This is a genomic window from Bacillus sp. DX3.1, assembly GCF_030292155.1.
GTDB lineage: Bacteria > Bacillota > Bacilli > Bacillales > Bacillaceae_G > Bacillus_A.
The window spans coordinates 4,101,808-4,121,751 of record NZ_CP128153.1 but is presented as its reverse complement, the minus strand read 5'-3'; the positions used below and the strand labels follow the sequence as shown (position 1 = coordinate 4,121,751).

The 19,944-nt window shown below is 37.6% G+C and carries 16 protein-coding genes and 1 other annotated feature; of the genes, 13 read left to right on the top strand and 3 right to left on the bottom strand.

Going from position 1 to position 19,944, the window contains the following annotated elements; translation table 11 throughout:
* Window positions 1–9: 9 nt before the first annotated feature.
* Complete coding sequence (gene yajC, locus QRE67_RS20685) at window positions 10–270, top strand: preprotein translocase subunit YajC (protein ID WP_286122075.1); 261 nt, start codon at window positions 10–12, stop codon at window positions 268–270.
* Window positions 271–301: 31 nt separating this feature from the next.
* Here the strand turns inward: yajC and QRE67_RS20680 are convergent, their stop codons facing one another.
* Window positions 302–685, bottom strand: a complete 384-nt coding sequence (locus tag QRE67_RS20680) for a TIGR04086 family membrane protein (protein WP_286125345.1) — start codon at window positions 683–685, stop codon at window positions 302–304.
* 114 nt (window positions 686–799) lie between these two features.
* On the opposite strand from QRE67_RS20680, the gene QRE67_RS20675 reads away from it, so the two are divergent.
* Window positions 800–1,456 carry a DUF421 domain-containing protein gene (locus tag QRE67_RS20675; RefSeq protein WP_286122074.1) on the top strand — a complete coding sequence of 219 codons (657 nt, stop codon included), beginning with the start codon at window positions 800–802 and terminating at the stop codon, window positions 1,454–1,456.
* A 198-nt stretch (window positions 1,457–1,654) separates the two neighbouring features.
* Here the strand turns inward: QRE67_RS20675 and spoVB are convergent, their stop codons facing one another.
* A complete protein-coding gene (gene spoVB, locus QRE67_RS20670) occupies window positions 1,655–3,214 on the bottom strand; it encodes a stage V sporulation protein B (protein ID WP_286122073.1) in 1,560 nt (519 codons plus the stop codon).
* Window positions 3,215–3,503: 289 nt separating this feature from the next.
* Between spoVB and QRE67_RS20665 the strand changes: the two genes are divergently transcribed.
* The 10 genes from QRE67_RS20665 (at window position 3,504) to aspS (ending at window position 17,294) form a co-directional block, all read left to right on the top strand.
* Window positions 3,504–3,788, top strand: a complete 285-nt coding sequence (locus tag QRE67_RS20665; protein ID WP_286125344.1) for a post-transcriptional regulator — start codon at window positions 3,504–3,506, stop codon at window positions 3,786–3,788.
* Between the two features lie 443 nt (window positions 3,789–4,231).
* Complete coding sequence (secDF, locus tag QRE67_RS20660; protein ID WP_286122072.1) at window positions 4,232–6,496, top strand: protein translocase subunit SecDF; 2,265 nt, start codon at window positions 4,232–4,234, stop codon at window positions 6,494–6,496.
* A gap of 256 nt (window positions 6,497–6,752) precedes the next feature.
* Window positions 6,753–7,646 (top strand): cation diffusion facilitator family transporter, encoded by an 894-nt coding sequence (locus tag QRE67_RS20655; protein WP_286122071.1) that lies wholly within the window; start codon window positions 6,753–6,755, stop codon window positions 7,644–7,646.
* Between the two features lie 153 nt (window positions 7,647–7,799).
* Entirely contained in the window at window positions 7,800–10,127 is a 2,328-nt protein-coding gene (recJ, locus tag QRE67_RS20650; RefSeq protein WP_286122070.1) for a single-stranded-DNA-specific exonuclease RecJ, read from the top strand.
* A 60-nt stretch (window positions 10,128–10,187) separates the two neighbouring features.
* Window positions 10,188–10,700, top strand: coding sequence for an adenine phosphoribosyltransferase (locus QRE67_RS20645; protein ID WP_286122069.1), 513 nt, complete (start codon window positions 10,188–10,190; stop codon window positions 10,698–10,700).
* 215 nt (window positions 10,701–10,915) lie between these two features.
* The gene (relA, locus tag QRE67_RS20640; protein ID WP_286122068.1) at window positions 10,916–13,102 is read left to right on the top strand and encodes a GTP diphosphokinase; all 2,187 of its coding nucleotides are present in this window, start codon (window positions 10,916–10,918) and stop codon (window positions 13,100–13,102) included.
* Window positions 13,103–13,119: 17 nt separating this feature from the next.
* Window positions 13,120–13,560: a D-aminoacyl-tRNA deacylase gene (gene dtd, locus QRE67_RS20635; RefSeq protein ID WP_286122067.1), complete on the top strand. Its 441-nt coding sequence runs from the start codon at window positions 13,120–13,122 to the stop codon at window positions 13,558–13,560.
* A 145-nt stretch (window positions 13,561–13,705) separates the two neighbouring features.
* Window positions 13,706–13,882 (top strand): hypothetical protein, encoded by a 177-nt coding sequence (locus QRE67_RS20630; RefSeq protein ID WP_001242606.1) that lies wholly within the window; start codon window positions 13,706–13,708, stop codon window positions 13,880–13,882.
* Window positions 13,883–13,936: 54 nt separating this feature from the next.
* Window positions 13,937–14,166, top strand: a binding site (T-box leader).
* 68 nt (window positions 14,167–14,234) lie between these two features.
* Window positions 14,235–15,506 carry a histidine--tRNA ligase gene (gene hisS / locus QRE67_RS20625; protein ID WP_286122066.1) on the top strand — a complete coding sequence of 424 codons (1,272 nt, stop codon included), beginning with the start codon at window positions 14,235–14,237 and terminating at the stop codon, window positions 15,504–15,506.
* A 12-nt stretch (window positions 15,507–15,518) separates the two neighbouring features.
* Window positions 15,519–17,294 (top strand): aspartate--tRNA ligase, encoded by a 1,776-nt coding sequence (gene aspS, locus QRE67_RS20620; protein ID WP_286122065.1) that lies wholly within the window; start codon window positions 15,519–15,521, stop codon window positions 17,292–17,294.
* A 146-nt stretch (window positions 17,295–17,440) separates the two neighbouring features.
* On the opposite strand, the gene QRE67_RS20615 is transcribed toward aspS, so the two are convergent.
* Window positions 17,441–18,928: a peptide MFS transporter gene (locus tag QRE67_RS20615; RefSeq protein WP_286125343.1), complete on the bottom strand. Its 1,488-nt coding sequence runs from the start codon at window positions 18,926–18,928 to the stop codon at window positions 17,441–17,443.
* A 233-nt stretch (window positions 18,929–19,161) separates the two neighbouring features.
* Here QRE67_RS20615 and QRE67_RS20610 point away from each other — a divergent pair, with 233 nt between their 5' ends.
* Entirely contained in the window at window positions 19,162–19,929 is a 768-nt protein-coding gene (locus tag QRE67_RS20610) for a tRNA threonylcarbamoyladenosine dehydratase (RefSeq protein ID WP_286122064.1), read from the top strand.
* Window positions 19,930–19,944: the final 15 nt, after the last annotated feature.

Sequence of the window (19,944 nt, the reverse complement as noted above, 5' to 3'; positions counted from 1 at the left end):
GAACAAAACATGAATCCAGGTATGATGAATATTGTCATGATCGTTGCGATGTTTGCGATTTTCTACTTCTTATTAATTCGCCCACAACAAAAGCGTCAAAAGGCAGTAGCGCAAATGCAAAGCAACCTACAAAAAGGTGATGCAATCGTTACAATTGGTGGATTACACGGTACAATTGAATCTGTGGACGATACTACGATTGTAATTAAAGCTGGTGGATCACACCTTACATTTGATCGCAACGCAATTCGCGAAATTGCGAAGAAGTAATAACAAAAAGCCCTGCATATGCAGGGCTTTTTTAATAGGTGCGTTTCCCGAGATTTACACCAAATATGCCTCCAATTGTACTTGCTCCCATTAATGCAAGTTGATAGAGAAGCTGTGAAGTGGATAAAGCGTGTGAAAAGCCTAAATAATTGACGAGAAAGACAAGAATAGTAAATGTAAGTCCCGTTGTTAATCCTACAAGCCATCCTTTTCCGTGCGCTTTTATTCCAGCAATAAACCCGGCAACGAAAGTCGAAAGAATCGCAAGTACAAAAAGGGTAATATTCAATGTACCTTCATTAATATTTGTGAATTTCAGTAATAGAGCAATTAACATACTAGCAACACAAGCCAGTATCAATAAAGTGACGATACCAAATCCAATGGCTACAGATAATTTTTTCGTTCCATCCACCATGCATTCCTCCTTTTTAATACAAGCATATTTTCATTTCGTATAAGTTAGACTAGTTTCTTTTTTGCTGGTTAAACTACATCGTAGAAGAAAAGTGTAGAAAGGGGATTAAAGATGGAACTATGGGGAATTGCTTTTCGAACGGTGCTATTATATTTTATAATGCTTATCATTTTTCGGGTTATGGGAAAACGTGAAATTGGTGAGCTCAGTATTTTAGACTTAGTTGTTTTTATTATGTTAGGAGAACTTGCGGTATTAGGAATTATAGATGCCGATCGATCTGTCTGGGAGCAAATTGTTCCTATGGGCGTGATAGTGGTTATTCAAATTGTGTTAGCGTACGCCTCGCTTAAAAGTGGAAGAGTACGTCATTTAATAGATGGTGAGCCAGCTATTCTTGTTCGAAAAGGGAAAATTGATGAAAAACAAATGAGAAAGCAACGATATAATATAGACGATTTGTTGATGCAGTTAAGAGAAGAAGGAATTGGTGATATTCGTGATGTCGAATACGCTATTTTGGAAGCTTCTGGAAGTTTATCTGTATTTCACAAACAAAAGAGTGGGAACAATAAGAATGATACACCGGTCTTTTCATTTCCGCTTATTATTGATGGGGAAATTCAGCAGTCGCATTTACAGATGATGGAACATACAGATGAATGGCTTATGAGTAAGTTGGAAAAAATAGGATATAAAGATATAACGGAAATTTCTTATTGTAGTTTTCAAAATGGGGAATTTTTTGTTGATGTAAAAGATACATAAAATCTTGCTGTTTATTGAAAACACTAAGCTTTTTTAATCCCGCTATTCGCGGGCAGTAAAAACCCCCACCTCCAAGTTCTGCTAAAAGCAAAGGAGTTAGGCGGGGGATAAATTGTCTATAGAAACCCGATTGGTGAGGGCTAATGATCAGTGGGGGATGAAGAAAACTCCCACTGATCAAAGTTTCACTTTATAACATTATTTTAAAAATGAAAGCTTACGAAGAATAGGGACGCGTTGTAATTCTTCTTTACGAATGAGTTTAAAAACAAGTAAGAGAAAGATATAAAGTATTGTAGTTAATGTGATTTCCCATAATGTTTGTATACCGAGTGAAGGTGCAAAAATAATATATTTATGGATATAGAATCCGAAAGCTCCTGCGATAATAATGGCGATCAACCCATATATATAATCTTTTATATAAATTGTAAATGTAATTTTTTTTAAGACTGTTGCGTAGTGCAGTAATGTGACAATGACAATGTTAACAGCGATAGCAAGAGCAACTCCCATCATTTGAAACTCTGGCCTTGAAGCAAGTACGAAAATGACGAGTAGTTTAATGATGGCCCCAACAAACGTGTTCATCATTGCGGCGCGTGCTAAGTTTAAAGCTTGCAAAACGGATGTAAGGGGACTTTGAAAATAGTGAAATAAAAAGCAAGGTGCAAGCAATTGAATAAAGAGAGTTGCGCTATCTGAACCATACATAAGCGTTAAAATAGGTGAAGCGAATACATAGAGAATGACAACTGACCAGCCGCCTGTAATAAGAGAAATGCGCAATGCTTGTTGCAGGCGATGCTCGACTAATCGGTGTTGTTTTTTTGCCATTGCTTCACTAATGGATGGAACGAGTGCTGTAGAAAGAGCATATGTAATAAAAGCTGGCAATGATAAAAGTGGAAATGCATAGCCGTTTAATATTCCATACTGCTGCGTAGCGACTGAGGCGGCAACACCAGCCATTGCTAAGCTTTGCATGACGACAATTGGTTCGAAAAAATAAGAGACCGATCCGATTAAGCGACTGCCTGTAGTAGGAAGCGCGATTTCCATGAGTGAATGGAAGGTGTGTTTACTTTGCTTTACAGTTCCGACAAACCCAGAGCGTATGGAGATATGTTTTTCACGCTGGAATAAGGTTAGTAGAAATAATAAAGAAGCGACTTCACCGAGTACAGCTGATAGCATCGCTCCTGCAGCGGCATATTCAACGCCGTAAGGTAAAAATAACCGAATACATAATGCGATAATCGTAATGCGGACAATTTGTTCTAGTACTTGTGCATACGCACTTGGTTTCATATTTTGTTTTCCTTGAAAATATCCCCGTAGGACAGATGAAACAGCAATGACAGGGACAACAGGTAATATTGCCATTAATGGATAATAGGTTCTTTTGTCGGTTAATAATGTTTCTGCTAAAATTGGAGTAAGGAGCATAATCCCAACGGTTAAGATGATACTAATCACAGACGTTACAGCTAATGAAACGGTTAGTATTCTCTTTATTTTTTGTTTATCATTTACTGCTTCTGCTTCCGCGACAAACTTCGCAATGGCAACAGGAAGTCCAATTTGCGTTAACGTAATTGCTAAAATAAAAGTGGGGACGGCCATCATATAAAGACCGACGCCTTCTTCTCCTAAAATACGTGCCATTACAATTCGGTTTATAAATCCGAGAATTTTTGTAATAAAACCAGCTAATATTAAAATAAATGCCCCTCGTAAAAAGCTTTGTCTCGTCATGGTCTTCTCCTACCTTCTCAAAATCAATGGAATGATTTACAATAATTTATATGCACTTATGAGACAAGAATGACAAGCATTTAAGATGAGAAGCATATAAAGTGAAACTTCTATCAGTGGAGGCTCCATTCCCACTGATGGTTAGTTGAACCAATCGGACTCTTAGGGGCAGTTATTCCCGACCTAACTTCTTTGCCACTCCATCATTTTGATGTGGGGATATTGCTGCCAGTTAGAGCGGGATAAAAGCGACTTTTGGTGCTGAAAATAAGAAGGAGATGTGATGGTAGTGGTTGAGAAAGAGGATTTGATTGAAGCCTATCGCGAACAGTTACAAGTCGTTTTAGAAAGCAAAGTAGAGGAATTTCAACTGTTTGGTTATGACCGAGTGACGATTGAAGACGTTTGGACATGCTTAAAAAACCGAAAATGGAAAAAAGCAGGTAATGATGTTAGGTTATATGAACTTGTGAATGATGTGTTAACGTTAACAATAAATGAGTATATGACATATTTAACAGTGGAGGCGTACCAAGCGCCGCTTTGGTCATTTGAAGAATATGAAAATAAATAATCGGCTGTAATTGGTTTGTTCTCCCTTTTACAGTATAATGATAGGTATTGATGAAGAGGAATTTATTATGTCAGAGATTTTACGTAAAGGAGGTAGAAAGTCGAAATTATAATGGTTTGTAGGGAAAAATATAGGTTGTGATGGTACGTCCATACATTGTGTAAGCGGCGTAGGTGTCATGTAGAACTGAGAGGTTGCCTATATTGCTAGAAGTAAGCTAGCAAAGAGGATGTTAAAAATCTACAGAAAGGAAGTCTACTAACTAGACAAACATATATGGTAATTTTTATTAGATAACGTGTATGTGTGAAGGAATACCTGTAGAGCAAAACGAATGATGGTTGCGTGTAAGTGGCAAGATCGGATTCATGAAACAGGAAATTGTCTAGCGTAAATGAATTGTAATATTTGTTTATGAATTTAGTAGCAGGAACAAGGTACATATGGCAAAGCGTAGCACTAGAATCGTCGCCTTTTTTCTCATCGTTTTATTAATCGGGGGAATCATTGGTGCGGCAGGGAAAAACATAACAAAAGGAATTAGTCTCGGACTAGACCTTCGCGGTGGTTTTGAAATCTTGTATGAAGTAAAGCCAGCGAAAAAGGGAGATAAAATCGATCGAGATGCACTTGTAAGTACAGTAGGTGCTCTTGAGAATCGTGTGAATGTTCTCGGTGTTAGTGAGCCAAACATTCAAATTGAAGGAGAAGATCGTATTCGTGTACAGCTTGCTGGTGTAAAAGATCAGCAAAAAGCACGTGAAATCTTATCCACTCAAGCAAAATTAACATTCCGTGATGTGGATGATAACCTTCTCATGGACGGAGCAGATTTAAAAGGTGGCGGAGCGAAGCAAACTTTCGATGAGCAAGGTCGACCAAGCGTTGGGCTGACATTAAAAAGTGCCGATAAATTTCGCGAAGTAACAGAAAAGATCTCTAAAATGCCACCACCAACAAATTTAATGGTGATTTGGCTTGATTTTGAAGAAGGTAAAGATTCTTATAAAGCAGAATCGGCAAAACCAAACCCAAAATATTTATCAGCAGCAACAGTAAGTCAAGTATTTAACCAAGCTGAAGTATCCATTGTAGGTGGGAACTTTACGGTTGAAAGTGCGAAACAGCTTTCAGATTTATTAAACGCTGGGGCACTTCCTGTTGATTTAAAAGAAATGTATTCTACATCTGTTGGAGCAAAATTTGGTGAACAAGCATTACAGCAAACGATTTTTGCTAGTGCAATCGGGATTGCTATAATCTTCTTATTTATGCTTGTATTCTACCGCTTGCCAGGAATTGTAGCGGTTATCATGTTAGGTTTATATATTTTCGTAACATTGCTTGTCTTTAACTGGATGCATGCAGTCCTTACGTTACCAGGGATTGCAGCGTTAGTGCTCGGGGTTGGGATTGCGGTTGATGCGAATATCATTACGTATGAGCGGCTCAAGGAAGAATTGAGAATTGGTAAGTCAATGATGTCAGCATATCGTGCTGGTAATCATCGTTCGTTAGCGACAATTTTAGATGCGAACATTACGACAATTGCAGCGGCTGGTGTGTTATTCGTATATGGTAATAGCTCTGTAAAAGGGTTCGCTACAAGTTTAATTGTGAGTATTTTAGTCGGCTTTATTACAAACGTATTCGGTACTCGTTTCCTACTTGGATTACTTGTGAAAAGCCGTTACTTCGATAAGAAATTATCTTACTTTGGTGTGAAACAGAAGGAAATTATTCCGTTGTCAAAAGGTGTAGAACATGCACCAACGAGATTTGACCGTATTAACTTCGTAAATATCGGTCACAAGTTCTTCTTATTCTCGATTGTAGTTGTTATTGCTGGAGCAATTATACTACCAATTTTCAAAATGAATCTTGGAATTGACTTTGCAAGTGGTACACGCATGGACTTGCAATCAAAGCAAGCAATTAGTGTTTCACAAGTACAAAAAGATTTACATGAATTGAAGATTGATGTAAAAGAAGAAGATATTGTCCCAACAGGGGATGACAATAAAGGATTTGCTGTTCGTACAATTGGTGTTTTATCGAAAGATGAAATTGCGAGAGCAAAAACATTCTTCCACGATAAATATGGGACAGATCCAAATGTAAGTACAGTTTCTCCAACAATCGGGAAAGAAATTGCACGAAATGCATTTATTGCAGTTATGATTGCCTCAGCGGTTATCATTTTATATGTAAGTATTCGTTTCCGTTTCACATATGCATTATCTGCTGTAATCGCATTGTTACATGATGCGTTCGTTATGATTGTTGTATTCAGTATCTTCCAATTGGAAGTCGACTTAACGTTTATTGCAGCGGTATTAACTATTATCGGTTATTCAATCAATGACTCTATCGTTACATTTGACCGAAACCGTGAGCTATATAAACAGAAAAAGCGAATTCGTGATTTAAAAGATTTAGAAGAAATCGTAAACTCAAGTATTCGTCAAACAATTGGTCGTTCCATCAATACAGTGTTAACAGTGTTATTCCCTGTTATTACATTGTTTATTTTTGGTAGTGAATCACTGCGAAACTTCTCTATTGCATTACTTGTTGGATTAGTTGTAGGTACGTATTCTTCTGTCTTCGTTGCTTCTCAACTTTGGCTAATATTTGAAAATCGCCGATTAAAAAGAGGAAAAGGGAAGAAAAAAGTAGAAACTGAAGTATCTGAGCCACAAGTGTAAAAAATCTTGTTAACCATTATGGTGAAGTAAGTAAGAGTAAGTTGAAAAAGATGATGCCTCTTTGGAGGCATCTCTTTTTTCGTTTGCGGATACAATAAAGTGATACTTCCTTTAGCGTTCTTTGCTAAAGGTTAGTAGAACCAATCGGGGCCTTAGGGACAGTGATGTCTCTTGAGTAAGCGGTTGAAATACTGTCCCTTTGGGCGGGGTAAAGGGAAAAACAAAAAGGTATATTGATGAAAGAAGGATTTCGTTTATGGAAAAAGATGAACGTTTTAAACAGGCAGAGTTTGGGGCATTTGTTGGAATTGTCGGTAATATTGTGCTAGCGATTGTAAAGGCAGTCATTGGATATATTGGCAATAGTAAGGCGCTTCTTGCTGATGCGGTTCATTCTGGATCAGATGTAATTGGCTCATTAGCTGTTTTATTTGGATTGCGTGCAGCAAAGCAGCCACCTGATGAAGATCATCCGTATGGTCATGGAAAAGCGGAATCGATTTCTGCAATTATTGTAGCGGTTCTTTTATTTATTGTTGGGATTCAAATTGCAATCTCTTCAATAAAAGCTTTTTCGCAAGTACTTGAACCGCCACGCTTAATTACAGTGATTGCTGTTCTTCTTTCAATTGTTGTGAAAGAAGGTATGTTTCGGTATAAGTATCGATTGGGAAAAAGGATAAATAGTGATGCGATTATTGCAAATGCATATGAGCATCGTTCGGATGTATTTTCTTCTATCGCAGCTTTAATTGGAATTGTTTCAGCGATTATTGGGGATAAAATTGGTTTAGAGTGGCTTGTATATGCCGATCCAGTTGCGGGATTATTTGTTTCGCTTCTTGTTGTTAAGATGGCGTGGAGTATTGGAAAAGAAGCAATTCATACAACGCTTGATCACGTGCTTCATGAGGAAGATGTTATTCCGCTAAAAGAGTCGGTCTTGCAAGTAGAAGGCGTGAAAAAAATTGGTTCGTTATATGCAAGAGAACATGGACATTACGTCATTGTAGATATTAAAGTGTCTGTTGACCCCTATATAACAGTTGAAGAAGGACATGGCATTGGTAAACGTGTAAAAGAAACGTTAATGAAGCAAGACAATGTACAAAATGTTTTTGTTCATATTAACCCGTATTCTCCTAATTGATATGGAGGCTGTTCAAAGGGGCAGTAAGGTGGTTGATGAATTAAAGGAGCAACTGTTTAGGTTGAAGGGTCCGCTTGGTTTAACTAACGAGAATGAAAGGAATTGTCACCCCTTAATCTGTCTAGTATAATGGACGGGTTAAGGGGTGATTTCGTGTTACAAGCGAAGACGCGTTGGAAAGAAAAACATTATAACGAGGAGATTGTGAGTCAATTAGCGAGTAAGCTTCAATTGACACCTCTTGTTACCTCGTTATTCCTCAATAGAGGCTTAGATACAGAAGAAAAGATTGTGGACTTTTTAAATACAGAAAAGCAAGAGTTTCATGATCCATTTTTACTTGAAGGTATGGACCGTACTGTAGAACGTGTGCAACAAGCGATTCAGAACGGCGAGCAAATTTTAATTTTTGGTGATTATGATGCGGATGGTGTGAGTAGTACGACCGTCTTGTTTCTTGCTCTTCAAGAACTGGGAGCAGATGTTGAGTTTTATATTCCAAACCGATTTACAGAAGGGTATGGACCGAATGAAGCAGCGTTTCGCTGGGCACATGGTGCGGGATTCTCTCTGATCATTACTGTTGATACAGGAATTGCAGCTGTTCATGAAGCGCAGGTAGCGAAAGAGCTTGGCATTGATCTAATTATTACGGATCATCACGAGCCACCGCCAGAGCTTCCTGAAGCATTGGCGATTATCCATCCAAAGCTAGAGGGTGGTGTGTATCCGTTTCATTATTTAGCAGGTGTTGGTGTTGCATTCAAAGTAGCGCATGCATTACTGGGCCGTGTACCAGAACATTTATTAGAAATTGCTGTCATTGGTACAGTAGCAGATTTAGTATCGCTTCACGGCGAAAACCGATTGCTCGTGCAGCGTGGGTTGAAACAAATGAGAGCAACAAAACGAGTTGGCTTACAAGCGTTATTTAAGGTAGGAAATATTTCGCAAAATGAGATTACTGAAGAAAGTATTGGATTCTCACTTGCGCCGCGTATTAATGCGATCGGTCGCTTAGAAGATGCAGCTCCAGCAGTTCATCTCCTTCTATCCGAAGATCCAGAAGAAGCGAGTGAGTTAGCAGCTGAAATTGACGAACTAAATAAGCTTCGAAAAGATATTGTGAAGCAAATTACGGAAGAAGCAATTGCTGAAGTAGAAAACACCTATCCGCCAGAAAAGAATAAAGTATTAGTGTTGGCAAAAGAAGGATGGAATCCGGGTGTAATTGGAATTGTTGCTTCTAAATTGGTAGAGCGTTTTTATCGACCAACAATTATTTTAAATATCGATCCAGAGAAACAAACAGCAAAAGGATCGGCTCGAAGTATTGCTGGTTTTGATTTATTTGCTAACTTATCGGATTGTAGAGAGTTATTGCCTCATTTTGGTGGACATCCGATGGCGGCAGGGATGACGCTTCATATGAATGATGTGGAGGAACTACGTCGCCGTTTGAATGAACAAGCAGAGGCTATTTTAACGGCAGAAGATTTCATTCCGATTACAACTGTTGATGCAATTTGTAAAGTAAAGGATGTAACACTTTCAGCAATTGAAGAAATGCAAAAACTCGCACCGTTTGGCGTTGGGAATCCGAAGCCTCGTATTGCAGTGCAGGATGCGGAACTTGAAAGTATTCGTGCTATTGGTTCTGACGGTTCCCATTTGAAAATGGCGCTTCGTGATGGGCAAGCAACGTTAGATACAATTGGTTTTGGTTTTGGTGCCTATGCGAAAGAAATTTCTCCAGTCGCTCGTGTATCTGTTGTGGGGGAAGCGTCGATTAATGAATGGAATAATTTCCGAAAGCCGCAGCTTATGGTTCAGGATATTGCTGTAAATGCTTGGCAATTATTTGATTGGCGTAGCATGCGTAATGTAGAAGTGAATATAGCGGAACTTTCACTTGAAAGAGTAACAATGATATATTTTTCTGAAGAAGTATTGAACAAGTTTTCTTTAGAAACGTATAGGGAGCAACTGCAGCATGCTTCTGAAGTAACGGGGCTAGAAGATCGATACGTTGTATTGCTAGATTTGCCACCTACAACGGAAGAACTTAGTAAGCTATTTACGGCTGGGTTCCCAGCGCGTATTTATACACTATTTTATCAAGAGAATAATCATTTATTTAGTACAATCCCAACAAGAGAACACTTTAAATGGTACTATTCCTTTTTACACCAAAAAGCACCATTTTCCCTGCGGCAACATGGCGAACAATTATGTCGTCATAAAGGGTGGTCAAAAGATACAGTAAATTTCATGACACAGGTGTTTTTTGAGTTAGAATTTGTTACAATAAAAGACGGTGTCATTTTTATAGCAGAAGAAATGAAAAAGCGTGATTTAATTGAATCGAACACATATCGTGAGAAAATGAACCAACTGCAATTAGAACAAGAATTGGTTTATAGCACGTATCAACAATTGTATACATGGTTTGAAAAGATTCGTAATCATAAAGAAATATAACAGTTAAGGTAAAGGATTTGTATTTACAGACCTTTTATATTTGAGGAGGATTCATAAAATATGGATTTTAAGCAACATATTGCAATTGTACCGGATTACCCGAAAGAAGGTATTGTGTTTAAAGACATCACACCTTTAATGAATGATGGAAAAGCATACAAAGCAGCAACGGATGCAATCGTTGCTTATGCGAAAGACAAAAACATCGACGTTGTAGTAGGACCAGAAGCACGTGGTTTTATTATTGGTTGTCCAGTTTCTTACGCATTAGAAGTAGGCTTTGCACCAGTTCGTAAATTAGGGAAATTACCGCGTGAAGTCATTACTGTAGACTACGGTAAAGAATACGGAAAAGATGTTTTAACAATCCATAAAGATGCGATTAAGCCGGGTCAACGTGTATTAATTACAGATGACTTATTAGCTACAGGTGGAACAATTGAAGCGACAATTAAGTTAGTAGAAGAGCTTGGCGGCGTTGTGGCAGGAATTGCATTCTTAGTAGAACTTACTTACTTAGATGGTCGTAAAATGTTAGGCGGTTACGATGTATTAGTATTAGAAAAATACTAATTATTATATAGGTAAAACTAGGGCGATAGAAAAAGTACCCGTGAATCTCATTGAGAGGAGCGGGTACTTTTGTATCATTGTACAAAAAGGTATAGTGAAATATCTGTAAAATCTTTTCCTTTTCACAATTCACAATCATTAGGTTATAATGATAGAATAAAAATTATTCTAATGAGTAAAAAAAAGAGGACTAATTTTCAATAAAAGGTGATTCGATGGCAAATGAGCAAGTACTAACAGCTGAACAGGTACTCGAGAAAGCGGGACAATATTTAGCGGACGATGATATTGAACTGGTAGCACGTGCCTATGAATATGCACGTGAGGCACATAGTGAGCAATATAGAAAATCGGGCGAACCATACATTATTCATCCGATTCAAGTTGCAGGTATTTTAGTTGATTTACACATGGATCCATCTACAGTATCAGCAGGTTTTTTGCATGATGTAGTAGAAGATACCGAGATTACACTGGAAGATATTGAACGGGAATTTAGCAAAGAAATTGCAATGCTTGTTGATGGGGTTACAAAGCTTGGGAAAATTAAATATAAATCTCATGAACAGCAGCAAGCAGAGAACCATCGCAAAATGTTTATCGCAATGGCTCAAGATATTCGGGTTATTTTAATTAAATTAGCTGATCGTCTTCATAACATGCGTACGCTTAAGCATTTGCCGCAAGAAAAACAGCGTCGTATTGCAAATGAAACTTTAGAAATTTTTGCTCCTTTAGCTCATAGACTCGGAATTAATACAATTAAATGGGAGCTAGAGGATACAGCACTTCGCTATTTGAATCCGCAGCAATATTATCGCATTGTCAATTTGATGAAGCGTAAGCGTGCAGAGCGTGAAGAATATTTAGAAGAAGTGATGACAGGAATTCGCGATAAGTTAAAAGAAGTGGCGATTCAACCAGATATTTCAGGCCGACCAAAACACATTTATAGTATTTATCGTAAAATGGCACTCCAAAATAAACAATTCAATGAAATTTATGATTTGTTAGCTGTTCGTGTCGTGGTAAATAGTATTAAAGATTGTTATGCGGTGTTAGGTATTATCCATACGTGTTGGAAGCCAATGCCAGGTCGTTTCAAAGATTATATTGCAATGCCGAAAGCAAATTTATATCAATCTTTGCATACAACTGTAATCGGACCAAAAGGTGATCCGCTTGAAGTGCAGATTCGAACGAAAGAAATGCATGAAATCGCAGAGTACGGGATTGCTGCACACTGGGCGTATAAAGAAGGAAAAGCTGCCGAAGCAACAGGGACACTTGAGAAAAAATTAACGTGGTTCCGTCAAATATTAGAATGGCAAAATGAGGCTTCTAATGCCGAAGAGTTTATGGAATCACTAAAAATTGATTTATTCTCTGATATGGTGTTTGTCTTTACACCAAAAGGGGACGTAATGGAATTGCCGCTCGGTTCAGTTCCAATTGATTTTGCTTACCGTGTCCATTCTGAAATTGGGAACAAGACAATTGGTGCAAAAGTAAATAGCAAAATGGTGACGCTTGATTATAAATTAAAAACAGGTGACATCATTGAAATTTTAACGTCCAAACATTCGTATGGACCAAGCCAGGATTGGGTAAAACTTGCTCAAACATCTCATGCGAAAAATAAAATCCGTCAATTTTTCAAGAAACAACGCCGAGACGAGAATATTGAAAAAGGTCGCGAGCTTGTTGAAAAAGAGGTACGAAGCTTAGAGTATGAGATGAAAGAAATACTGGCACTTGATAATTTAAAGCGAGTGGCTGAAAAGTATAATTTCGCCAATGAAGAAGATATGTTTGCTGCAGTTGGATACAACGGAATTACTGCTGCTCAAATCGTAACAAGGTTAACAGACAAGTTCCGCAAACAGCGTGAAGAAGAACAAGACATTGTTGAAGTAAAAGAAGTTCGTAAGCCGATGAAAATTCGGAAGTGGGATTCAGGTGTGAAAGTGAGTGGAGCGGACAATTTATTAATCCGTTTATCTAAATGCTGTAACCCGGTTCCAGGTGATGATATCATCGGATATATTACAAAAGGTCGAGGTGTATCGATTCACCGTAGTGATTGTGTCAATGTGCATACGGAAGAAGCGCAAGAGCGTCTATTAGAAGTAGAGTGGGAAGGTAATTCAGAAAAAGAAATTGAATATAATGTTGATATTGAAATTTCTGGATATGACCGTCGTGGCTTATTAAATGAGGTCTTGCAAGCTGTAACTGAAACGAAAACATATATTTCGGCTGTTTCAGGTAGAAGTGATCGCAATAAAATGGCGACAATTAATATGTCCATTTCTATTCGCAATCTACATCATTTGAAAAAAGTTGTAGAACGTATTAAGCGAGTTCCGGAAATCTATGCGGTACGCCGCATGATGCATTAATAAGGAGTGTATACGACATGAAAGTTGTCTTGCAACGATCAAAGGAAGCGTCTGTCACAGTAGATGGTGAGATTGTAGGACAAATTCCGTTCGGTTTAACATTATTAGTAGGCATTACACATGAGGATACAGAGAAGGATGCAACGTACATCGCTGAGAAGGTTGCAAACTTACGTATTTTTGAAGATGAGAGCGGGAAAATGAATCATTCTGTGCTAGATATGAATGGACAAGTTCTTTCCGTTTCACAATTTACATTGTATGGAGATTGTCGTAAAGGAAGACGTCCTAACTTTATGGATGCTGCTAAACCTGACTATGCAGAGACGTTATATGATTTCTTTAATGGAGAACTTCGTAAGCAAGGATTGCATGTGGAAACAGGGCAATTCGGAGCAATGATGGATGTTTCTTTAATTAATGATGGTCCGGTGACCTTAATTTTGGAAAGTAAATAATGGTGATTGAAGGAGCTAATACAAAATTCTGCTTGAATAGGATTTTATTTATTAGCTCTTTTCCTTTTTGATTTTTGTATAACCTGTTCATCAATATGGAACACTGTCAATAAGAAGTCCATTATTGAATGTGAGGGATATACGTATGCGCATGAATGAAAAAGGGCACTCTGTTACGAACGGTGCAAACCAATTGTTTAATGTGAATTTTCATGAGTTTATTGATAAAGAACAAAACAATACCTCTATGGAGCTTGCTTCTGAATTTGGTATTTCATTACAAGATGTAAAGCGGTTAAAGAGGCAGATTGAACGTTCCTAAGAGACTTGACAACTGTTAGGAAGAAACGTATAGTAATTTTATATTTACATATGAATAAAACCGATGATAGAGAAGAGTAGATGAGAGACACATGAAAAGAGAAGAAATGTCCAAGGCTGAAAACATTTCTACATGATGACTGATCGAATGACACTCTGTAGGTTTCACTTTGAACAGCGATAAGCTTAGTAGAGGGTGGACGCAATTTAAGCGTTATTAAAAAAGTGGAAGCATACGTGCTTCAATTAGGGTGGCACCACGGGTATAATACTCTCGTCCCTACTGTGTATTCAGTAGAGACGGGAGTTTTTTATTTGCAATAAAATTATAACTATTTGAGGAGGAACTGAATATGTCTATTCAAATCCCACGCGGAACGCAAGATATCCTTCCTGGAACTGTTGAGTTATGGCAGTACATTGAAGGGCAAGCACGTGAAATTTGCCGTCGTTACAACTATAAAGAAATTCGCACACCAATCTTTGAGCATACAGAATTATTTTTACGCGGTGTTGGTGATACAACAGATATCGTTCAAAAAGAAATGTACTCATTCCAAGATCGTGGAGAACGTAGCTTAACATTGCGTCCAGAAGGAACAGCGCCAGTTGTACGTTCTTACGTTGAAAATAAAATGTACGGTGATGCAACGCAGCCAACGAAATTATATTATATCGGTCAAATGTTCCGTTATGAAAGACCGCAAGCAGGTCGTTATCGTCAATTCGTACAATTTGGTATCGAAGCAATCGGTAGTAATGATCCAGCAATCGATGCGGAAGTTATTGCGCTTGCTGTAGAATTTTACCGTGGCATGGGCTTAAAAAATATTAAAGTTGTATTAAACAGCTTAGGTGATTCTGCGAGTCGTCAAGCACACCGTGAGGCATTAATCGCTCACTTTGAACCTCGCATCGGTGAGTTCTGTTCTGATTGCCAGTCTCGTTTAGAGAAGAACCCACTTCGCATTTTAGATTGTAAGAAGGATCGCAATCATGAATTAATGAGCACAGCGCCGTCTATTACAGAATATTTAAATGAAGAATCAACAGCATACTATGAAAAAGTTCAAGAGCTATTAACAATGATGGATGTTCCATTTGAAAAAGATCCAAATCTAGTACGTGGTTTAGATTACTATCAGCACACTGTGTTTGAAATTATGAGTGAAGCAGAAGGATTCGGTGCGATTACGACATTAAGTGGTGGCGGTCGATACAACGGACTTGTACAAGAAATCGGTGGACCAGAAATGCCAGGTATCGGTTTTGCAATGAGCATTGAACGTTTAATTATGGCGTTAAAAGCTGAAAACATTGAATTACCAATTGAACATAACATTGATTGTTATGTTGTAGCGCTTGGAGAAAAAGCAAAGGATCACGCTGCGAAAGTTGCATTCGATCTTCGTAAAGCTGGATTATCAGTTGAAAAAGATTATTTAGATCGCAAAATGAAAGCGCAATTTAAATCAGCAGATCGTTTAAATGCGAAATTTGTAGCTGTATTAGGGGAAGATGAGCTTGATAAAGGCATCATTAACTTAAAGAATATGGCAACAGGTGAGCAAGAAGAAGTCGCATTAGATGTATTTGCTTCATACGTAGCAGAGAAATTAATATAGGGGGAACAGACAATGGCTGAAAGAACACATACATGTGGAAAAGTAACAGTAGAAGCAGTTGGACAAACTGTTCAATTAAAAGGTTGGGTACAAAAGCGCCGTGATTTAGGTGGATTAATTTTTATCGACTTACGTGACCGTACAGGTATTGTTCAAGTTGTATTTAACCCAGAAACATCAAAAGAAGCACTAGAAATAGCAGAAACAATTCGTAGCGAATACGTGTTACACGTAGAAGGAACAGTTGTTGAGCGCGGCCCTGGTGCAATCAATGAAAATATGGCAACGGGACGCATTGAAGTACAAGCAACGAAAGTTAATGTATTAAATGCAGCGAAAACAACGCCAATTATCATTGCAGATGATACAGATGCATCAGAAGATGTTCGTTTGAAATATCGTTACTTAGATTTACGCCGTCCTGTGATGTACAACACATTTAAAATGCGTCACGATGTAACAAAAACAATTCGTAATTTCTTGGATACAGAAGAGTTCTTAGAAGTAGAGACGCCAATCTTAACGAAAAGCACGCCAGAAGGAGCACGCGACTATTTAGTACCAAGTCGTGTACATGAAGGTGAATTTTATGCACTTCCGCAATCTCCGCAGCTATTCAAACAGCTTCTTATGGTCGGCGGATTTGAGCGTTATTATCAAGTAGCACGTTGTTTCCGTGATGAAGATTTACGTGCAGATCGTCAACCAGAATTCACGCAAATCGACATCGAGGCATCATTCTTAACACAAGATGAGATCTTAGAGATGATGGAACGCATGATGACGAAAGTAATGAAAGAAGCGAAGGGTGTGGAGGTTAAAGCGCCATTCCCACGTATGAAATATAGTGATGCAATGTCTCGTTTTGGTTCTGATAAGCCAGATACGCGTTTTGCAATGGAACTTACTGACCTATCTGAATTTGCAGCAGATTGTGGCTTTAAAGTGTTTACAAGCGCTGTAGAAAATGGTGGACAAGTAAAAGCAATCAATGCAAAAGGTGCGGGGAGCAAATATTCTCGTAAAGACATCGATGCATTAACTGAATTCGTAAAAGTATACGGTGCAAAAGGTTTAGCTTGGTTAAAAGTTGAAGAAGATGGCTTAAAAGGACCGATTGCAAAATTCTTTAACGAAGAAGATGCAAACGTGCTGACAAGCACATTAGAAGCAACTGCTGGCGACTTATTATTATTTGTTGCAGATAAGAAAAGCGTTGTTGCTGATAGCTTAGGTGCACTTCGTTTACGCCTAGGTAAGGAACTCGAGTTAATTGACGAAAGTAAATTTAACTTCTTATGGGTAACGAATTGGCCACTTCTTGAGTACGATGAAGATGCTGATCGTTACTTTGCAGCGCATCATCCATTCACAATGCCATTCCGTGAAGATGTTGAGCTATTAGAAACAGCACCAGAAAAAGCGCGTGCACAAGCATATGACCTTGTATTGAATGGTTATGAGCTTGGCGGCGGATCACTTCGTATTTATGAGCGTGATGTACAAGAAAAAATGTTCAAAGCACTTGGTTTCACACAAGAAGAAGCGCAAGAGCAATTCGGATTCTTATTAGAAGCATTCGAATATGGTACACCACCACATGGCGGAATTGCATTAGGTTTAGATCGTCTCGTTATGTTACTTGCAGGTCGTACAAACCTTCGTGATACAATTGCATTCCCGAAAACAGCAAGCGCAAGCTGCTTATTAACAGATGCTCCAAGCCCAGTTGCAGAAGCGCAGCTTGAAGAGCTATACTTACAATTAAACGTAAAAGAAGAGAAGTAAGAACGAATCCTAGATGGTTATACTAAAGCCATCTAGGATTTTTTTTTAGGGTAGTGTTTTTAAATTTCATTGTATATTGTAAGTTTACAAAGGTAAAAATGAAAAAGCTGGTGCAATACCAGCTTTTCGTTTTGATCAAATGGATATTAGTGAAGCCCTTTCATGAAGCTTTGAATTTTTGTTGATAGCATAAATAATGTTATACTTAATACGATAGATATAGCTCCAATAACTCCAAAGTAAATGATTTCTGTTGCAGGATTGTATAATTTTACAACCTGTGCATTTATAGCTTGTGCGGATGCAGTAGATAAAAACCATAAACTTATTGTTTGTGCTGAAAACGCAGCTGGAGCTAATTTTGTTGTTATTGATAATCCTGCAGGTGATAAACAAACTTCTCCAATTACTATTAACAAAAAGCTAAGAACTAACCAGATAGGACTTACTAGAGAATCTGTACCGTTAATATAAGCAGGAATAATCATAATCAAGAATGATAATCCAGCAAAAAGTAATCCGATAGCAAATTTATTTGTAGTAGAAGGTTGGCGTGTATTAAGTTTTACCCAAACCCATGCAAATAATGGTGCCAGTATTACTATAAATATAGGACTCAATGATTGAAACCATGCAGATTGTATTTTAAATCCAGCAAATTGTAACTGGGTCCGCTGATCGGCATAGGTAGCTAAAATAATTGCACCTTGCTCTTGTATAGCCCAAAACATTGTAGCTGCAATAAATAACGGTATATAAGCAAGAAGGCGAGAGCGTTCAATTTTTGTAGTTTTTGGACTACGGTACATATAAATGAAGTAGCAAGTAGGAATAATAATTCCTAAAATACTTATTAAAAAAGTAAAACGATTAATAGTTAATAACCCAGTGGGTATTGTAACAGCACATAAGAATATTATAACAAGTATACTTATGCTAAATTGTTTAAGTGTTTTCTTTCGTTCAATACTTGTTAAAGGGTTTGGGATTTGTGTACCAGCTAAACCAAGAGTCTTCTTTTTCGTAAACACGAATATTGACAAGCCTACCATCATACCAACTGCCGCAATTCCAAAACCAAGATGGAAATTATATTGTTGACCTAATGTACCAACAACAAGAGGAGCTACAAGAGCACCTAGATTAATGCCCATATAGAAAATGCTAAACCCGGAGTCTCGACGTGTGTCTGATTCACTATATAAATTTCCAACAATACTAGAGATGTTTGGTTTTAATAATCCTGTTCCAAGTATTAAAAATATCATCGAAATAAATAAAGTAGTAATACTACCTGGCAGTGATAGAATAAGGTGACCAACCATAATTAAAATGCCGCCCCAAAAAATAGTTTTACTTGAACCAAGTAGACGATCAGAGACCCAACCACCAATAATACTGGACATATATAATAGGGATCCATAAATTGCCATAATCGAGGTGGCAGTAGCTTGATCAATCCCTAATCCGCCTTTTGCAATGGAATAATACATATAGTAAAGTAATATGGCCCTCATTCCATAATAAGAAAATCTTTCCCAAAATTCCGTAAAGAATAAAGTAAATAAACCTTTAGGATGTCCAAAAAAACCTTTTTGTGGAATACTCTCAATAATTACGTTTTTTTCTTTCATATCCATAATGTTATCTCCTTAATATATTTAGATATTATTTCAGTATAACTTAAGGGTTTTGATTTTAAAACAAATTTTTAAGTTTACTTCATCTAGTCATTGAATGATTCGGATTCCTTTGTTATGTTTTTGGAATATGTATTTTTAGGAATTCTATAACTTTTTCTATACAAATAGTCGGAAAAACGCTAGAATACATGGTAGACCATTTTTGTAATAGGAGTGTAGAACGCATGTTACATCAATTTTCACGTAATGAATTAGCCTTCGGAAAAGAAGGTCTTGAAATATTAAAAAATAGTACAGTAGGTATTTTAGGAATTGGCGGCGTAGGTTCATTCTCTGCAGAAGCGTTAGCGCGCTCTGGTGTAGGGCGTCTTGTGCTAGTGGATAAAGATGTTGTAGATATTACAAACGTAAACCGTCAAATTCACGCATTAGTTTCTACTGTTGGCCGTTCAAAAGTAGAATTAATGAAAGAGCGAATTGCCGATATTAATCCAGACTGTGAAGTCATTACATTAGAAATGTTTTATACAGATGAAACATATGAAGATTTCTTTAAATACGGTTTAGACTTCGTAGTTGACGCATCTGATACAATTACGTTCAAAATTCATTTAATTAAACAATGTTTACGTAGAAAAATTAAAATGATTTCAAGTATGGGTGCAGCAAATAAAATGGACCCAACTCGTTTCCGCATTGCGGATATTTCTAAAACACATACAGATCCAATTGCGAAAGTTATTCGTACGAAGCTTCGTAAAGAAGGCATTAAAAAAGGTGTAAAGGTTGTTTTCTCAGATGAAAACCCAATCGTTATTCGTGAAGAAGTTCGTAAAGAAATCGTTCCAGACGAAAACGCAAAAATTCGTAAAGCAAAATTACCACCTTCTTCAAATGCGTTCGTTCCATCTGTGGCTGGTTTAATTATGGCAAGTCACGTTGTGCGTGAACGTTTGAAACATGTAGAAGTAAAACGTGTTGGGCAAGAGTGAAAGATAGAAAAGCGT